This is a genomic window from Selenomonas sputigena ATCC 35185 (genome assembly GCF_000208405.1).
Classification (GTDB): domain Bacteria; phylum Bacillota; class Negativicutes; order Selenomonadales; family Selenomonadaceae; genus Selenomonas; species Selenomonas sputigena.
Genome location: NC_015437.1, coordinates 1,513,702 through 1,529,002 on the forward strand (window position 1 = coordinate 1,513,702; position 15,301 = coordinate 1,529,002).

The 15,301-nt window shown below is 52.0% G+C and carries 17 protein-coding genes, 1 tRNA gene and 1 other annotated feature; of the genes, 9 read left to right on the forward strand and 9 right to left on the reverse strand.

What is annotated here, in order from left to right; all coding sequences use genetic code 11:
* Positions 1 to 77 precede the first annotated feature (77 nt).
* A complete protein-coding gene (locus SELSP_RS06865) occupies positions 78 to 257 on the forward strand; it encodes a hypothetical protein (RefSeq protein WP_013740851.1) in 180 nt (59 codons plus the stop codon).
* Here SELSP_RS06865 and SELSP_RS12275 read toward each other — a convergent pair.
* On the reverse strand, positions 254 to 409 hold the full coding sequence (locus SELSP_RS12275; RefSeq protein WP_006192037.1) for a hypothetical protein: 156 nt from the start codon (positions 407 to 409) through the stop codon (positions 254 to 256). The genes SELSP_RS06865 and SELSP_RS12275 overlap by 4 nt on opposite strands.
* 72 nt (positions 410 to 481) lie before the next feature.
* Complete coding sequence (locus SELSP_RS11990; RefSeq protein ID WP_211204958.1) at positions 482 to 700, reverse strand: helix-turn-helix transcriptional regulator; 219 nt, start codon at positions 698 to 700, stop codon at positions 482 to 484.
* Positions 701 to 842: 142 nt separating this feature from the next.
* Here SELSP_RS11990 and SELSP_RS06870 point away from each other — a divergent pair, with 142 nt between their 5' ends.
* The 6 genes from SELSP_RS06870 to SELSP_RS06895 all read left to right on the forward strand — a co-directional run bounded on the left by SELSP_RS06870 (position 843) and on the right by SELSP_RS06895 (position 6,110).
* Complete coding sequence (locus tag SELSP_RS06870; RefSeq protein ID WP_006192035.1) at positions 843 to 1,250, forward strand: helix-turn-helix domain-containing protein; 408 nt, start codon at positions 843 to 845, stop codon at positions 1,248 to 1,250.
* Between the two features lie 28 nt (positions 1,251 to 1,278).
* A complete protein-coding gene (locus SELSP_RS06875) occupies positions 1,279 to 2,076 on the forward strand; it encodes a type II toxin-antitoxin system PemK/MazF family toxin (protein WP_006192033.1) in 798 nt (265 codons plus the stop codon).
* Positions 2,077 to 2,214: 138 nt separating this feature from the next.
* Positions 2,215 to 2,655 (forward strand): ImmA/IrrE family metallo-endopeptidase, encoded by a 441-nt coding sequence (locus SELSP_RS06880; protein WP_013740852.1) that lies wholly within the window; start codon positions 2,215 to 2,217, stop codon positions 2,653 to 2,655.
* 48 nt (positions 2,656 to 2,703) lie between these two features.
* The gene (locus SELSP_RS06885; protein ID WP_013740853.1) at positions 2,704 to 3,648 is read left to right on the forward strand and encodes a hypothetical protein; all 945 of its coding nucleotides are present in this window, start codon (positions 2,704 to 2,706) and stop codon (positions 3,646 to 3,648) included.
* 216 nt (positions 3,649 to 3,864) lie between these two features.
* Positions 3,865 to 4,761 carry a type II toxin-antitoxin system PemK/MazF family toxin gene (locus SELSP_RS06890; protein ID WP_006192029.1) on the forward strand — a complete coding sequence of 299 codons (897 nt, stop codon included), beginning with the start codon at positions 3,865 to 3,867 and terminating at the stop codon, positions 4,759 to 4,761.
* Positions 4,762 to 5,003: 242 nt separating this feature from the next.
* The gene (locus SELSP_RS06895; protein WP_006192028.1) at positions 5,004 to 6,110 is read left to right on the forward strand and encodes a tyrosine-type recombinase/integrase; all 1,107 of its coding nucleotides are present in this window, start codon (positions 5,004 to 5,006) and stop codon (positions 6,108 to 6,110) included.
* An 88-nt stretch (positions 6,111 to 6,198) separates the two neighbouring features.
* Here the strand turns inward: SELSP_RS06895 and SELSP_RS06900 are convergent.
* The 3 genes from SELSP_RS06900 to SELSP_RS06910 form a co-directional block, all read right to left on the reverse strand.
* Positions 6,199 to 6,285: transfer RNA gene (locus SELSP_RS06900), tRNA-Leu, on the reverse strand.
* Between the two features lie 123 nt (positions 6,286 to 6,408).
* Positions 6,409 to 7,281, reverse strand: coding sequence for a diacylglycerol/lipid kinase family protein (locus tag SELSP_RS06905; protein WP_006192027.1), 873 nt, complete (start codon positions 7,279 to 7,281; stop codon positions 6,409 to 6,411).
* A complete protein-coding gene (locus tag SELSP_RS06910) occupies positions 7,278 to 8,945 on the reverse strand; it encodes a putative polysaccharide biosynthesis protein (protein ID WP_006192019.1) in 1,668 nt (555 codons plus the stop codon). The genes SELSP_RS06905 and SELSP_RS06910 overlap by 4 nt, the downstream gene beginning before the upstream one ends.
* A gap of 201 nt (positions 8,946 to 9,146) precedes the next feature.
* On the opposite strand from SELSP_RS06910, the gene SELSP_RS06915 reads away from it, so the two are divergent.
* A complete protein-coding gene (locus tag SELSP_RS06915) occupies positions 9,147 to 9,914 on the forward strand; it encodes a DUF4931 domain-containing protein (RefSeq protein ID WP_006192017.1) in 768 nt (255 codons plus the stop codon).
* Positions 9,915 to 9,978: 64 nt separating this feature from the next.
* Here the strand turns inward: SELSP_RS06915 and dtd are convergent, their stop codons facing one another.
* The 3 genes from dtd to SELSP_RS06930 all read right to left on the reverse strand — a co-directional run bounded on the left by dtd (position 9,979) and on the right by SELSP_RS06930 (position 13,127).
* A complete protein-coding gene (gene dtd, locus SELSP_RS06920) occupies positions 9,979 to 10,416 on the reverse strand; it encodes a D-aminoacyl-tRNA deacylase (protein WP_006192015.1) in 438 nt (145 codons plus the stop codon).
* Positions 10,417 to 10,503: 87 nt separating this feature from the next.
* A complete protein-coding gene (locus SELSP_RS06925; RefSeq protein WP_006192014.1) occupies positions 10,504 to 11,460 on the reverse strand; it encodes an alpha/beta hydrolase in 957 nt (318 codons plus the stop codon).
* Complete coding sequence (locus SELSP_RS06930; protein ID WP_006192013.1) at positions 11,457 to 13,127, reverse strand: 2-isopropylmalate synthase; 1,671 nt, start codon at positions 13,125 to 13,127, stop codon at positions 11,457 to 11,459. Before SELSP_RS06930 ends, SELSP_RS06925 begins: the two co-directional genes overlap by 4 nt.
* Before the next feature lie 47 nt (positions 13,128 to 13,174).
* Positions 13,175 to 13,412: a binding site (T-box leader), on the reverse strand.
* Positions 13,413 to 13,633: 221 nt separating this feature from the next.
* Between SELSP_RS06930 and SELSP_RS06935 the strand changes: the two genes are divergently transcribed.
* On the forward strand, positions 13,634 to 13,864 hold the full coding sequence (locus tag SELSP_RS06935; RefSeq protein WP_006192010.1) for a type II toxin-antitoxin system MqsA family antitoxin: 231 nt from the start codon (positions 13,634 to 13,636) through the stop codon (positions 13,862 to 13,864).
* A 16-nt stretch (positions 13,865 to 13,880) separates the two neighbouring features.
* Here the strand turns inward: SELSP_RS06935 and trpS are convergent, their stop codons facing one another.
* Entirely contained in the window at positions 13,881 to 14,972 is a 1,092-nt protein-coding gene (gene trpS / locus SELSP_RS06940) for a tryptophan--tRNA ligase (RefSeq protein ID WP_006192008.1), read from the reverse strand.
* Between the last annotated feature and the right edge of the window lie 329 nt (positions 14,973 to 15,301).

Genomic DNA, 15,301 nt, shown 5'->3' on the forward strand with positions numbered 1-15,301 from the left:
TCACCTCCTCCGTTGTTGCTCCATCCCTGCCGTGGTACAATGACTTTGAATGTCCGGGAATGAAGGGAGAAGTTACAATGGACATCAAAGAAACCACAACAACAATCCTCACAACTCTTCTGAACAAAGAGATTCTGACATTCGAGAACACTAGTCCAAATAGTGACCTCGAAGCAATCGACGAAGCAAATGCCCACAAAATCAAAACAATCTGCGATGCCTACAGGCAGATTATGGAGACCGTGAAGAACCCCTAAAAATCTAATATTTCCCGGACATTCTCCCTAATCTCACGGATGAGGTCGGGGTTGATTGCTTGAATATCCTTCTCTTCCTTCATCAGCTGAATGAGGTCACGCGTCAGCTCTGTGAATGTCTCCATCATGGCGACTTTTTCAGAACGCTCCATCTCCTCACCTCCTCTCTGTCCCGCTCACGGCTTCCTCCTTGCAGTGCTCGTTGGGGTGGGTTCTCTATCCGCTCAACAAGTGCTTGTATTTCCGTCATTTTGCTTTAAAAAATTAAGATCAATGTTGAGGAGTACAGAAAGACGCAAAAGCAACTTAAGGCTTGGAGTATAGCGTCCTCGCTCAACATCCGCATAATATGCTCTTGAGACTCCTACGGCATCAGCAATTTGATACTGCGTCATTCCAGATTCTTTCCTAGCCTCCTTAATGACGGTTTCGATTTGTCTCACGTACATCACCCCCCTTTTTATTTACTTGTATTTCCGTCTATATAGATTCTAGTGTATTTCCGTCATTTTGTCAATAGCATTTCCGTCAAAAATATTATATAATGAAAAAAGACGGAATGACCGCACATAAAGAGGTGGAGTAATGAGCATTGGCGAGAAAATCAAAGAAGCACGAAAAGCTGCCGGATTGACACAAATGGAACTTGCTAAAAAAACAAGATTATCTCGCTCCTATATCGGAGATATTGAAAAAGATAGGTATAATCCGAGCCTTTCAACATTGGAGTTAATCGCAAAGGCAACCGGTACTTCTTTATCTGCATTAGTACGCAATGAAGAACAGTCAACCACTCCACCAGATCATTATGACACCACCTCCCCCCACTCCAAACGCGACCTGAACGATCTCGCGAAGTTTCTCAACAAGACGGAAGTCATGTTTGATGGCGATACATACAACCTCAGTGAAGAGGATCAACAAAAGCTGCGTAATGCTCTTGAGTTCGTCTTTTGGGATGCGAAAAGGCAAAATAAGCGGAAGAAGGATTGACCCACAAGACACAGGGAGGGAATATCGTATGAGTTTTAGCAAGAAGCACCTACGCGACATATCAAATAAAGAGGATTTCAGGCGATATCGCCGCGAAGTCTTTCATGACTACGCAGCGTATCTAAAAGATATGATTCGTAATAATTATGATCTCTCTGTAAAATTCATTATGTGGTTGAAGCAATACCTTACGTTCATCCGAAATGAAAGAACATTCAACGCTTCCTATCTTCCTCGGTTTCAACGCGGACAAATTGTGTTTATCAATCTCGGGTTTCGCATTGGGCATGAGCTTGGCGGTCCTCATTACGGTATTGTCCTCGATAATGACAATCGAAAGAAGGACGGGCTTATAACGATTGTTCCTATGATTTCCAAAAAGCTGCGCCATATAGAGCAAGGTGTTAAGCCTTGGGAATACGAACTGCCAATCCCCATTTCACAACTGATTATCCTGAAAGCGGCAAAGCAGCTTGACATATCCTTCGGCTCTCCTGTGCTGCATGATATTCTTGATAGCGTTCATAAACTTTCATCTATGGACGAACAAACACAGTTGAAACAACTCCCCGTGTTCTTGAAAGCGTTTGAACAGAAACTGCATCGGCGAATAGATCCTCTTATCGCTTTTGCCGAAAAGATGAACAAGGGTTCGATCGTTGATACGCATCAAATTGTTACGGTCAGCAAGCAACGAATCATTACGCCGACGAAGAGGAACGACCATCTATATGATATTTGTATTCCACCTGACATCATGTCTGACATATGCAAAATGATTCACCAAAATTACATAGAAGCAGAACGCCTTGACAAACCATTCTAAAACGTGTAATATATGTGTACAGATTGGGCTTGACTCCCAAATAATACGAGAAATGTTACGGTGTAACACAAAAAGGCTTCTGCTTCGGCAGAGGTCTTTTTGTTATCTATAATCACCACCGCAAAAGAGGTGAAGCCGATGAACATTCCGCTCCGTGTCAAGAATCTCGTCAACAAATACCGCACGGGAAACCCGTTCCAACTTGCGAGCGATCTCGGCATAACGGTCGTACGGCTTCCTCTGCCCGATGATATACGAGGATTTCTGGTAAACGTACTGCGACGAAAATATATTGTATTGAATGACGAACTCTGCTACGCAGCGGAGAAAGTGACAGTATGTCACGAACTCGGACACGCACGTCTGCACGCAGGATACGGCTATTATCTTCATCCCGACCGAACATTCTACGTTTCCAGCCGTCTTGAAAGCGAAGCGAACGAGTACGCCGCTCATCTACTCGCGTACTCGACCGACATAGACAGCGACGAGGTGACGTGCATCATCAACCAACGCCGCCCTGATCCCCGCGAGGTACATCTGTTATTGGGAAGGTTTATTGATACACAGGTTTGGTAGGGAGCACTGTGGATCAGAAATGTATTTTGATAGAGAGGAAGATCTATTATGCGACTGAGCGAAGTAAGAAAAATCATTACAGAAAATCGACCAATTCTATCTATACGGACAGATAGATATCATTCAGACAATAACATGCTTGAAGTCAATAACATGCACACAGTATTAACATACCTACATAATTTGAAAAAAATTCCGAGTTTAGAGCCTCATATAATCAGTCTATATAACGACTTCCCTAAACTAGCTGCTATATATACCTCAGACATGGTGGTTGTTAAGGAGGACGACTTTAGAGGGTTTTATTCACGCCTGGAAAAGATTTCAATAAAGTGTGATGCTATTTTAGAATTAGCTGAATCTATTCTCCCGCAGGAGGTAGAAAACACTATTTCTATAAAATTACCTGTTGAAATCGGCCTGTCCGAAATAGGGCTACTTGCAAAAGATTTTTCGGCATTTTTTGATGTGCTTTTTTCGTCCCCGAAACTTAAAGAATGTGGCTCTGTCAAGTTTTATGGTGTAGAGGCAGGCTCTTCATGGCTGTACCTACTCGTCCCTGTATCGGCTATGAAAATAGTCAATATAATCGTTGACGGAATATATGATATTTACAATTCCTACTTGAAGATTCAGCATACGAAAGCAGATCTTGAGAAGATCAATCTTAAAAATAAGATGTTATGTGACCTCAAAGATGTACATCATTCCTTGTGTGTTTCTGCAATACAGTGTATTAATAAAAATCAGGAACTCGATCTCGATGCAGAGTCAGAAGCTAAGTTGTCGCGCAATCTCGAAAATATAATAAAACTATTCAACGCAGGTGTCAGAATTTATCCATCGCTTGCCGCACCCACAGAAGAACGCAACAAGACGAATGAAATGATCTCACATATCGAGAATCTACTGACAGATATAAATAAGCCAGCTTTACCGGAAGCAAGTGATCAAGAGATGATTTCCGACGATGATGCTGATACCGACGATTGATCTTTGGATCCTCTCTATGGCATTAACGCTCAAGAGCTCTATGAGAGTAGGTTTTACTCAATATGGAGTTTTCGAGGTACTGTCGAGCTTCTTCTCCCTGACGATCTGCTGCGAGAGTATCCAGAATGTACTGTATACCAACTCGCACGATCTGTCGGGGTGCCAGAGGAGCTTATTGAGTTGAAGATGGTATATATATAAGGAAGAGGCGATACTATGCAAGAGGTAAAGATTTCTGTTCATAAACATGTCGAGATCAAAGCAGATACTGATTTCAGTACCTATTTTGTACGAATATCAAAGGTCTATGCAGCAAACCCACAAATTTTCAAACAGACAAGAACCGCTTTAGAGAAAATGATTGTTACGCATGATGGTATATCCTCTTTTGACACAAACTATGATAACGCCATCGCTATCATTGATGCTAATATTGAGAAAACGATTCATGTGATATTCTCACTGATTCATGTGACTACACAAAATGGTACGACGGTCACACTAAAAGATCTTTCCCCAGAGATGCGTGCGGAGGTTCTCGATTTCTCAGCGTTTGTATCTCCACTCCTCGAGGCATCCGTTACGATGCGAAGAACAAAAGAACGGCAATCGGCTATTGCTTTTCAAGCATTCAAGGAAGTCCTTATAAAGAAGCCGATCAAGAAAGCCCTGATTCTCATCGACTGGATTACAAAATGGGCGATATATCTGCAACGGGAGGACACATTCTCACCACGTTCACTGAAGGCATATAAGCAAAGAGAGATTATCCTCGTAGATTTCGGATTCAATGTGGGCGGCGAGTTCGGTGGTCGGCACTATGCTGTTGTGCTGGAGAAGGGCAACAATCCGCGCTCCGGTGTGATCCTCGTCGCGCCGATCAGCTCCTACGATCAGACAAGAGGGCAGCATGCGCATCCCGTAAATGTTGATCTTGGTATTGGCGCAATACACGGGTATAAAAAGGGTTGCCAAGTGGTCATGAATCAAATACGATATATCAGTAAAATTCGTATAGAGAAGCCCAAAACCTCAAATGAACCACGTCTCTACATGGATTCTGTAAAATTTGCTCAGGTTCTCAAAAAATTAAATAAGCGCATAACGCCTTGACAGAAACTATATACCTGCTATAATGTAAGTATCTTACCCGTAAGGGTTCAGTTTTCTATCCAAAGAGGCGTTGGCAATAGCTGACGCCTCTTTCATTTTCCAAATAAAAACCGCCCACCGTGCGCCAACACGATGAGCGACGATACAAGTAATCCCCGAGGAGATGTACCTGCCGTAATCAAGACAAAGTATATCACACCTTCGGGGATTATTCCACAACGAATCTTCGGAGGTGTTTTATTATGCCCAGCAAACGCAAAGACGGACGCTATCAGTCGAGCGTCATTCTTGAGAACCCGATCACGGGCGAGAAGGTACGGCGTTATTTCTACGCCTACACGCTGCAGGAACTTGAGGCTGAGCGGCGGCGCATCATGAATGCGAACATCTCGGACTTCCTGCAGGTCGAGACGTTCCACCGCTTCGCCGACGAGTTCCTTGCCATGAAGCGCGACGTGGATAAACTCGAGGCATCGACGCTCTCCACCTATCAGGGCTTTCTCAATCGCCACATCCTTCCGCAAATCCCGCCGACCATGAAGATCTCCGATGTAAAGCCCGCCCTGCTGAAGCATGTCCTTGCACAGATCGCTGGCGATCGGACGAGGCAGGCAGTCTATACGCTGCTCCAGTCAATCTTTCGGACGGCAAAATTCGAGCAGCTGATCGAGAACAACCCGATGGAGTACATCCGTAAGCCGAAGCACAAGACGACGACTGCGGGGATTGTCACACCGGAGATCTATCACGCGCTCCTTGACGCGATCCGCGGATCACAGGCCGAGCATCTCTTTAAGTTCGCCTGGGATACAGGCCTGCGTCGGGGTGAGATCGTCGCGCTGCGCTGGTCGGATTTTGACGAAAAGGCAGCGACGATCCGCGTCTCAAAGGCACGCAAACGTGCAGCCGAGGAGTACGAGGGCACAACAAAGACGGCATACAGCGCCCGCACGGTCACGCTCTCCCCTGCTGCCGTGCAGAATCTCCTCGCGTGGAGGAAGACGCTCATGGCGATCCTCCTGCGACAGGGTGTCCCTCTCACAAAGGACAGCTACATTTTCCGCTCTCTGCGCGACGAGACGCAGCCAATCACATTGACCGCTGTGACACATCTCTTCGCCGACCTCAAGAAGCGGCTGCAGCTCCCCGCCAACCTCCGCTTCCATTCCTTCCGCCATACACACGCTACGCTCCTCGCAGAGCAGGAGATCAGCGCGAAGAAGATACAGGTGCGTCTCGGTCACGCATCAGCCTCCTTCACCATGGATCGATATGTGCATAATACGGAGCAGATGCAGGAGGGTGTCACCGAGAAAGTAATCAAGTGTGAAGAGAAATACGGCCGATAAATCCCATGATGTCAAAAATGATGTCAAAAATAAAAATAGAACAGAAAAAGGCTTCCGAGCAAAATACTCGGAAACCTTGAAATCTCTATGGTGCCGAAGGCCGGACTCGAACCGGCACGTAGGGAACTACGCTTGATTTTGAGTCAAGTGCGTCTGCCAATTCCGCCACTTCGGCACATGATGCGGTAACAGAAGAAATGATACCATTCTCTTGTGGTTTTGTCAATAGGAGCGTCAAGAGTTTTTGAGCGGCTGCCGCGTTGCGGATTTACGGTTACGAATGCACGCTTCACAAACTTCAGATGAAAAGCTCGATCGCACGCGGCACAACCTCGACGTGCATGGGAAGAGGCGGCCCTTGCTCGCCGTCCACATCGCTCAAAAGGGGTGCATCCGCCGCGATGCGAAACTCGCTCGCCTGCAAATACAGCACGTTCTTCTCCGAAATTCCCCTGCCCGAAACGATCTCCGCCGTCAGAGCGACGAGTTCCGGCAGACTGCACTTCTTCACGAGCAGCAAATCGAACTTGCCGTCATCGATGCTCGCGTGCGCTGCCACGTTGTTGAAACTGCCGACGATGCCGCTGTTGGCGATGACGAAGAGGAAGCCCTCCTCCTCACGCATCTCGCCGTCCGCCTCGATGGAAAACTTCACCGACCGGAACTTCGGCAGTTCACTGATGCCCTTCAGGTAGTACGCCATCTTGCCCAGCGTGTTCTTCAGTCGCACATCGACCTCATGCGCGATATTCGTCATGACGCCGGCGCTCGCAACATTGATGAAGTATTCTTCCCCGATGCGCCCGAGATCAACGCGCATCGTCTTGTGCGCAAGGATGCGTTCGATATAGGCTTCCAAGCCATCTGCAAGACCGAGGTACGTCGCAAAATCGTTCGACGTGCCGCTGCCAATGATCGCCAGGGGAACCGCAAGTTTTTCACGCACGATCACGTTGACGACCTCATGCACCGTGCCGTCGCCGCCCGCGACAAGCACCCCCTCGGCCTCGGATTCCCGCACATAGAGCGCGAGATTCGTAAGCTCGCGATCCGTGCGGTAGAGGACAAGCATGCAACCAAGTTTCTGGAAGCGCCAGATCATTTCATCGAGCCGCTGCTTAAACGATGCATTGCCCGAGACAGGATTATAGATCAGCAGAAACTTTCTCATCCCTTCGCCCCCTCAACGCTGCGGAAAATGCCAATGCGGCGCAAAAAACGAATGCTCAAAGAGCCGATGAACGGAATGCGCGCCATATCCTCTTCGAGCAGTCCGCGCACGAGAATCAGCGCCGCGACGTAGACGATGACGCCGACGAACACCGAGCCGAAGGTCGCCACGGCATTGACGGCGAGCGTACTCATGACAAAGCTGTAGAAGAGATACACAGCGCCCGCCATGAAGGCAGCCGCCGCCATCGTCTTAAAGAGCTGCAGCAGCTCCATGCGATAGCCGATGTAACGCCCGATGAAGTAAAGGTTGATGACAGCGGCAACCCCCATATCCGCCGCCGTCGCCCAAGCTGCGCCCATGATGCCGAGCCAAGGGATCGCCGTCAAAATCCAGTTGAGGGCGACCTTGACGGCAGCGGCAAGAATCATGTTGATCATCGGGATCTTCGGATGCCCGAGTCCTTGCAGAACCGCCGTCGACACCTGATGCAGGCCGAGGAGCACGATGGAAAACGACGAGACGAGCACGGCGGGACCCGCGCCCGGCGCATTGTAAATGAGCGTCGAGATCGGCGTCGCGAGCACGAACACGACGACGAATGCAGGGAAGCAAACGAAGTTCGATATGCGCACGGCGGCCGCCGTTTGATTGTAGACGCGCTGCGTGTCCTTCAAAGCTCGCGCCTCCGAAATCGCCGGCACGATGCTCACCGCCAAGGACGCCGTGAGGATTGTCGCGAGGTTGACGAGCGGCACCGCCATGCCCGTGAGGTAGCCGAACAGCTCCGTCGCCTGCGGCACCGTATAGCCCGCGACCTCAAGACGCTGCGGCACGATCAGAAGGTCGAGGTTCGACACGATCGGCAGCATGATGCTCGCCGCCGACACGGGCAGGGCGAGTGAGAAGATGCGTCGGACGATCGCCCCGAGAGGCGCTGGCGCTTCCCCCTGTGGCGGCGCAAGATTCGGGCCGTACTCACGCTCGATGTCCTTGTCGAGCTTCCAATGATAGTAGACGAGCACGAGAAGTCCGCCGATAGCACCGGCAAACGCGCCGAGGCTCGCGCCCGCCGCCGCATAGTCGAGTCCCATCGGCAGTAGAAGGCTCGCGAAGAGCACCATCGTGAGCACGCGAAAGATCTGCTCGACGATCTGCGAAACCGCCGTCGGCGTCATGCGCTGCCAGCCTTGCAGATAGCCGCGCGAGCTTGCAAGCAAGGTCACGAAGAAAATCGTCGGCGAGAGCGCCACGACTGCCATATAGGCGCGCGGATCACGAATGAACTGCCACTCGATGAGCCAACCTGCGCCAAAGTACGTCAAAAGGGAAAACAAAAGCCCCGTAAAAACCATCAAGGTCATCGATATGCGGAATACGCGCCGTGCGCCGAAAACGTCCTTCAAGGCGACGCGCTCCGCCGTGATGATCGATATGGCGACAGGCACACCCGCCTGCGAAATGCTCATGGCGAAAAAATAAATCGGGAAAGCCATCTGATAAAGCCCGATGCCCTCGCCGCCCAAGATGCGCGAAACGAAAATCCAATTCAAGGAACCGATGACCTTCACGACGAAGCTTGCCACCGTCAAGATCAAAGTTCCCTTGAGGAAACTCTCCGCCTTGCTCTTGCCTGTAGATTTTTGACTGCTGATACGAAACACCGCCTAACTGCCCAATTCCCCTCGTCGATTCTTCCCTGCAATCCGAGATATGGAAAAGCCGCTTTGCAAAAATGTACGAATTTCTATATAATAAGGGGAATGATGCATCTTCTGCACCCTAAGGCTCAACGTAGGAATTATACCATTTCTGCCGGAAATATACTAGGTCGATTTTGTTACAAAACTTGAGGTGTCTTCTCTATGGAAATCAATCTCATCGGTTTCAATACGACGCTCGGCAAGAAGAAGCCGGAAAACATCATCAACAAGACCGCTCCGTGTCCTTTCTGTGACCGCGAAAATCTCTCGGGCATCGTCGATACGGACGGCGACCTCGTGCTGCTCAAGAACAAGTACAACGTCATCGAAGACGCCGACCAGTTCGTTCTCATCGAGAGCAAAGTCTGTCACTCCGACATGCCCGACTATTCCGCCGAGCACATGCACCGCCTCATTCGTTTCGGCGTGCATCACTGGCAAAAGATGCAGAATTCAGGAAAGTACGAGACCGTCATCTTCTTCAAGAATTTCGGCCCTCTCTCGGGCGGTACGCTGCGTCACCCCCACATGCAGATCGTCGGCTTCCACTCGCTCAACGAAAACCTGACCTTCGACCCCTTGGAATTCGAGGGGCTGACCATACACGAGAAAAACGACGTCGACTTCAACATCGCGACATGCCCGCGCATCGGCTTCAGCGAATTCAATGTCGTGCCCAAGACGAACGAACCCCTGGACACCGTAGCCGACGACATACAGATTGCCGTCGACTATCTCATGCACCACTTCAACAAGCGATGCAACAGTTACAACATCTTCTTTTACCAGGAGCGGGGTGTCCTGCGCGCCAAAATCATGCCGAGATTCGCTACCTCCCCCCTCTTCATCGGCTACAACATCCGCTTTCGCCCGAGCAACTTGGAGGATTTGCGAAACAATGTACGGAAAATCTATTTCAGCGAAAAGTAGCAAACGAAAACGACAGCGATTGCAAAAGGGAAAGCCCGCAGTTCCGACAAACTGCGGGCTTTCCTCACTCCGTATCAAAAAGCAGCGTCACAGGCCCGTCATTGACCGATGTGACCTGCATATCTGCGCCGAAACTGCCGTGCTCGACGCGAAATCCCAGAGCGCGGCAATGCGCCATGAAACTCTCGTAGAGCGGCTCGGCAATCGCGGGCTTCGCGGCTTTGGAAAAGCCCGGGCGGCGGCTCGAAAGGTCGGCGTAGAGCGTGAACTGCGAGACGACGAGGAGCGCGCCGCCGACATCTTCGAGCGCGAGATTCATCTTGCCCGCCGCGTCAGAAAAGACGCGCGTACGGCAGATTTTTTCTGCGAGGCGCTTCGCCTCTTCTTCCCCGTCTGCCGGCCCCACGCCCAGAAGGACGAGGAAGCCCTCTTTGATCTCGCCCGTCACTGCGCCGTCAATGGAGACGGCGGCCTCCTTCACCCTCGTCACGACTGCCCGCATAAACTCATTCCTTCCTACAGCAAAAACCGCGCCAACAGCAAAACACCCGCAAAGCCGAAAGTCTAAGCAGCGCCCGCCGTCCAAATCTCAATTCGTCCAGCGATCGGCAAAGGCGAATACATGGCGGTAGTAATTCTCCGGATCCTTCGCCTTCGCCGCCGCATGCCACGCGCCCTCGACCGTCAGCACTTCCTTCTGCGGTGCGCTCGACGCCGCCGCCAATTCCTGCATCATGCTGTAAGGTACGAGCAGGTCGGACGTGCCGTGGATGAAGAGCGTCGGCGCCTTCATGCGGCACACGGCGTCGAGCGCCGAGGCGTCAGAGAGCGCAGCGCCCGTCTTCTCGCGGCTCATGTAATCCATGCCGCGCATGATGACGGATGCCGGCAGGTTGAAGCTCTCCATCTTGCGCACGAACATATCTTCAGCACTCGTATAGCCCGAGTCCTCGATAACGGCGACAAGGTTCTGCGGCACATCGTCCCGCCCTGCCGCGAGAAGCGCCGTCGCCCCTCCCATGGAAACGCCGTGCAGCACAACACGCGCTGCAGGGTCAACCTCGGCGATGCGCGAAACCCATGCGACAACATCACGGCTTTCAAACGTTCCCATCGTCACATATTTGCCCTCGCTCTTGCCCGAAGCGCGCAAATCCGGTGTCAGGACATGATAGCCGTGCTCGATGTACGCTTCGGCATAATCCCACGCATCTGCCTGACTGCGCCCGTAGCCGTGCAGCAGCACGACCCAGCGATGACTCGGTGCAGCGGGCGAAAAGTGTGTCGCCGCAAGATGCAGTCCGTCAAAGGAGCGAAGCGTCCAATCCTCGCTCTTCGCCTCAGGCTTCTCCGGCAGATGGACATTGGGGTCGGAAAGACTCGCGGCGATGACGGGCGGCGCCAACGGATCGCCGCCGCTGCCGCGCTCCAAGGCGAGGTCGACGAAGTAGCCGTCGACAACATAGACGAAAGCGCCTGCAGAGAGCGCCGCGAGCAAAAACGTCGTCACGATACTTGTGAGGACGATGGTCGCAAGTGTCCTCATTTTCCCGCTTTCATGCGGTTGATGGCGCTGACGAGCGCCATTGCCGATGCCGTGATGATGTCCGTATCCATTCCTGCCCCCCATGTGACCTTGCCGTTCTCCGCCGTAATGCCGATGTATGCCATCGCGCGCGAAGTTGAGCCGATTTCAAGCGCGTGCTCGCTGTACGTCAGATTTTTATAGGAAATGCCAAGATTTTCCTGCAAGGCGTTGCTGATGGCGTCGAGGCGGCCGTTGCCGCGCGCCTGGTACGTCACGGGCTTGCCCTCGATTTCCATGTGCACCTCGCCCGCGCGTATGCCATCCGGCGCCTTGCGCAGCAGGAAATCGACGAGCCGCACAGGCGCATCGACATTGACGTACTCCTTCTGGAAAAGCTCATGCACCTCTTCGGGCAGAAGCTCCTTGTGTCCGCGATCGGAAACGCCCTTGACGAAATAGCTGAGATCTTCGCGCATCTTCTTCGGCAAATCAAGCCCGAATTTCTGCTCCAAGAGATAGCCGACGCCGCCCTTGCCCGACTGGCTGTTGATGCGGATGACGTCGCCGTCGTACTCGCGCCCGACATCTTTCGGATCGATATAAAGGTACGGCACATTCCAGAACTTCGGCTGCTTCTCCTCGCGCCACTTCATGCCCTTGGCGATCGCGTCCTGATGCGAGCCGGAGAAAGCGGCGAAGACCAGCTCGCCCGCATACGGCTGACGCGCGTGGACGCTCATGCGCGTCACGCGCTCGTAAAGCTCGACAAGCTCGGGCATGTTGGAAAAGTCCAGCTCGGGATCGACGCCGAGCGCGAAGAGGTTCATGGCAAGCGTCACGATGTCCGCGTTGCCCGTGCGCTCACCGTTGCCGAAAAGCGTGCCCTCGATGCGCTCCGCGCCCGCCAAGATGCCCAGCTCCGAATCCGCCACGCCGCAGCCGCGGTCGTTGTGCGGATGCAGGGACAGTCGGACGGCGTCGCGGTACTTGAGATTCTGCGAAATATAGGCGACCTGCATACCGTAGACGTGCGGCATCGAAAGCTGCACCGTCACGGGGATGTTGATGATGGCAGGGCGCTCCGGCTTCGGCTGCCAGACGTCGAGCACGGCGTTGCAGACTTCAAGCGCATACTCCGGCTCCGTGCCCGTGAAGCTCTCGGGCGAATACTCGAAGCGGTAGTCAGCGCCCGCCTTCGCCGTAAGCTCCGCGAGGAGGTTCGCTCCCTCGACGGCAATCTCCTTGACCTCTTCCTTTGACTTGTGAAACACCTGCTCGCGCTGCGGCACCGACGTCGAATTGTAGACGTGGACGATGGCGTTCTTCACGCCGTCGAGCGCTTCGAACGTCTTCTTGATGATATGCTCACGCGCCTGCGTCAAAACCTGCACCGTCACGTCGTCGGGGATCAGATCGTCCTCTACGAGGCGGCGCAGGAACGCAAACTCCGTATCGGACGCTGCGGGAAAGCCCACCTCGATCTCCTTGAAACCGATCTTCACGAGCATCTTGTAAAATTCCAGCTTCTCCTCCAAACTCATCGGAATGATCAGCGCCTGATTGCCGTCGCGCAGATCGACGCTGCACCACGTCGGCGCCTTCGTCGGATGCTCCTTCTTGAGCCAGCTCAAATCTATCTCAGGCGGCAGAAAATACTGCTTCTCGTACTTTGTGAAATTCTTCATAAATAACGCCTCCTACATGCCTCTTCATAAAAAAAGCCTTTCATCCCCAAAGAGACGAAAGGCAATGCTTACGTGTTACCACTCAATTTCGCGCCGAAGCGCGCACTTTAACGGATACCATCATATCCTCCTGCTCTAACGGTCAGGCACCGGCTCCGCCTACTCCATGTCGGTTTCAGCGAGCTGCTTCAAGGCGAGTTCGACGGCGCTTCCTCTCCGCTTTCCACCAACCAGCGGCTCTCTATCCATTCCACGACGCCTACTATTCCTCTGCAACGCATTTGCAATTTGAAGTTATGCTCTATAGGATAGCATATATGTTGTCACTGTGCAAGAAGAAAATTCCTCCTAGCACTTCGGACGCATCTTCAATAACCGCTCTTCTATATTAAACAGAAAGGTGCTATACTGAAAAAAAGCACATATTAACCTAGACAGGAAGAACCGCACATGGACGAAATAAAAATTGAAGAAATTCGGCGTCTTTGTCAAGAGGAAGGCTTCACATGAAAAACTGTACTTTTTGCAAGGGAACGACAAAAGATGGTTTCTCCACTTTCACGGTCGATCTTGAAAACTGTGTCATCGTAATTCGCAATGTCCCTTCACAAATCTGCGAGCAATGCGGCGAAACTTATTACTCGACTGAAGTCATGCAGCAGCTTTTCCGCATTGCGCAAGACGTCCGCCACAACATGACGGAAATCGTCATCGTGAATTATCAAACCGCCGCATGACAAAACTTTTTTTCCCTTACGCCTCGCTTGTAAACCGCTTTACCTGCTCAGCAATCAATTCCTCGTCTTGGAAATAGTTGATCTTCATCGCCGCCTTCATCGCTTCGAGCGTTGCGGCGGCTTTTTTGCGCGCTTTTTCGCTGCCTTCGGCGAGCACGGCGTAGACAGCGCGGATGTCTTTTTCAAGCTCCTTGCGGCGTGCGCGGATCGGCGCCAGCTCATCTTCCAATACCGCGATGAGGAACTTCTTGACCTTGACGTCGCCGAGGCCGCCGCGGCTGTAGTGCGCCTTCAAGGCGTCGAGATTCTCGTACTCGGGCAGGAACTTCTCGAAATGCTCGGAACGCGAGAAGACGTCGAGATAGGTGAAGACCGTATTGCCCTCGATCTTGCCGGGATCTTCGACGCGGATATGGTCGGGGTCGGTGTACATCGACATGACCTTCTTTTTCACCTCCGCCGCCGAATCGGAGATGTAGATGCCGTTGCCAAGAGACTTTGACATCTTCGCCTTGCCGTCCGTGCCGGGAAGACGCATCGCCGCCTTCTGCGAGGCGAGCAGGCTCTGCGGCTCGACGAGGGTTTCGCCGTAGACCTCGTTGAACTTGCGCACGATTTCGCGCGTCTGCTCCAACATCGGCTCCTGATCCTCGCCCACAGGGACGGTCGTCGCCTGAAACGCCGTGATGTCTGCCGCCTGGCTGATCGGATAGGTGAAAAATCCCACGGGGATGCTCGTCTCAAAGTTGCGCATCTGAATCTCCGCCTTGACCGTCGGATTGCGCTGCAGGCGCGAAACCGTCACGAGATTCATATAGTAAGCCGTCATCTCGAAGAGCTGCGGCACTTCGGACTGCACGAACATCACGGTCTTCGCCGGATCAAGTCCGCATGCCATGTAGTCGAGCGCGACTTCGATGATATTCTGACGAATCTTCTCAGGATTGTCCATATTGTCGGTCAATGCCTGCGCATCGGCGATCATGATGTATATTTCATCGTACTCGCCCGAATTCTGCAGCTCAACGCGCCGCTTGAGCGAGCCGACGTAATGTCCGAGATGAAGCCGCCCCGTAGGACGGTCGCCTGTCAATATGATTTTCTTCATGCGAAAGCCTCTTTTCCTTTGATTTACAAGTCACTACTTATTCTACTATGAAAATCCAAGAGGTCAAGCCCGAAGGGCGCAGAACGATTGGCTTTTTCATGTAAGGGCGGCGCACAATGTCCACGAAGTGGACGTTTGTGCGTGTAGTTTACTATGAAAATCCAAGAGGTCAAGCCCGAAGGGCGCAGAGCGATTGGCTTTTTCATGTAAGGGCGGCGCACAATGTCCACAAAGTGGACGTTTGTGCGTATAGCTTACTATGAAAATCCAAGAGGTCAAGCCCGAAGAGAAGTGAGCGAGGCGGCGAATGCACATCGCCATGTACATTC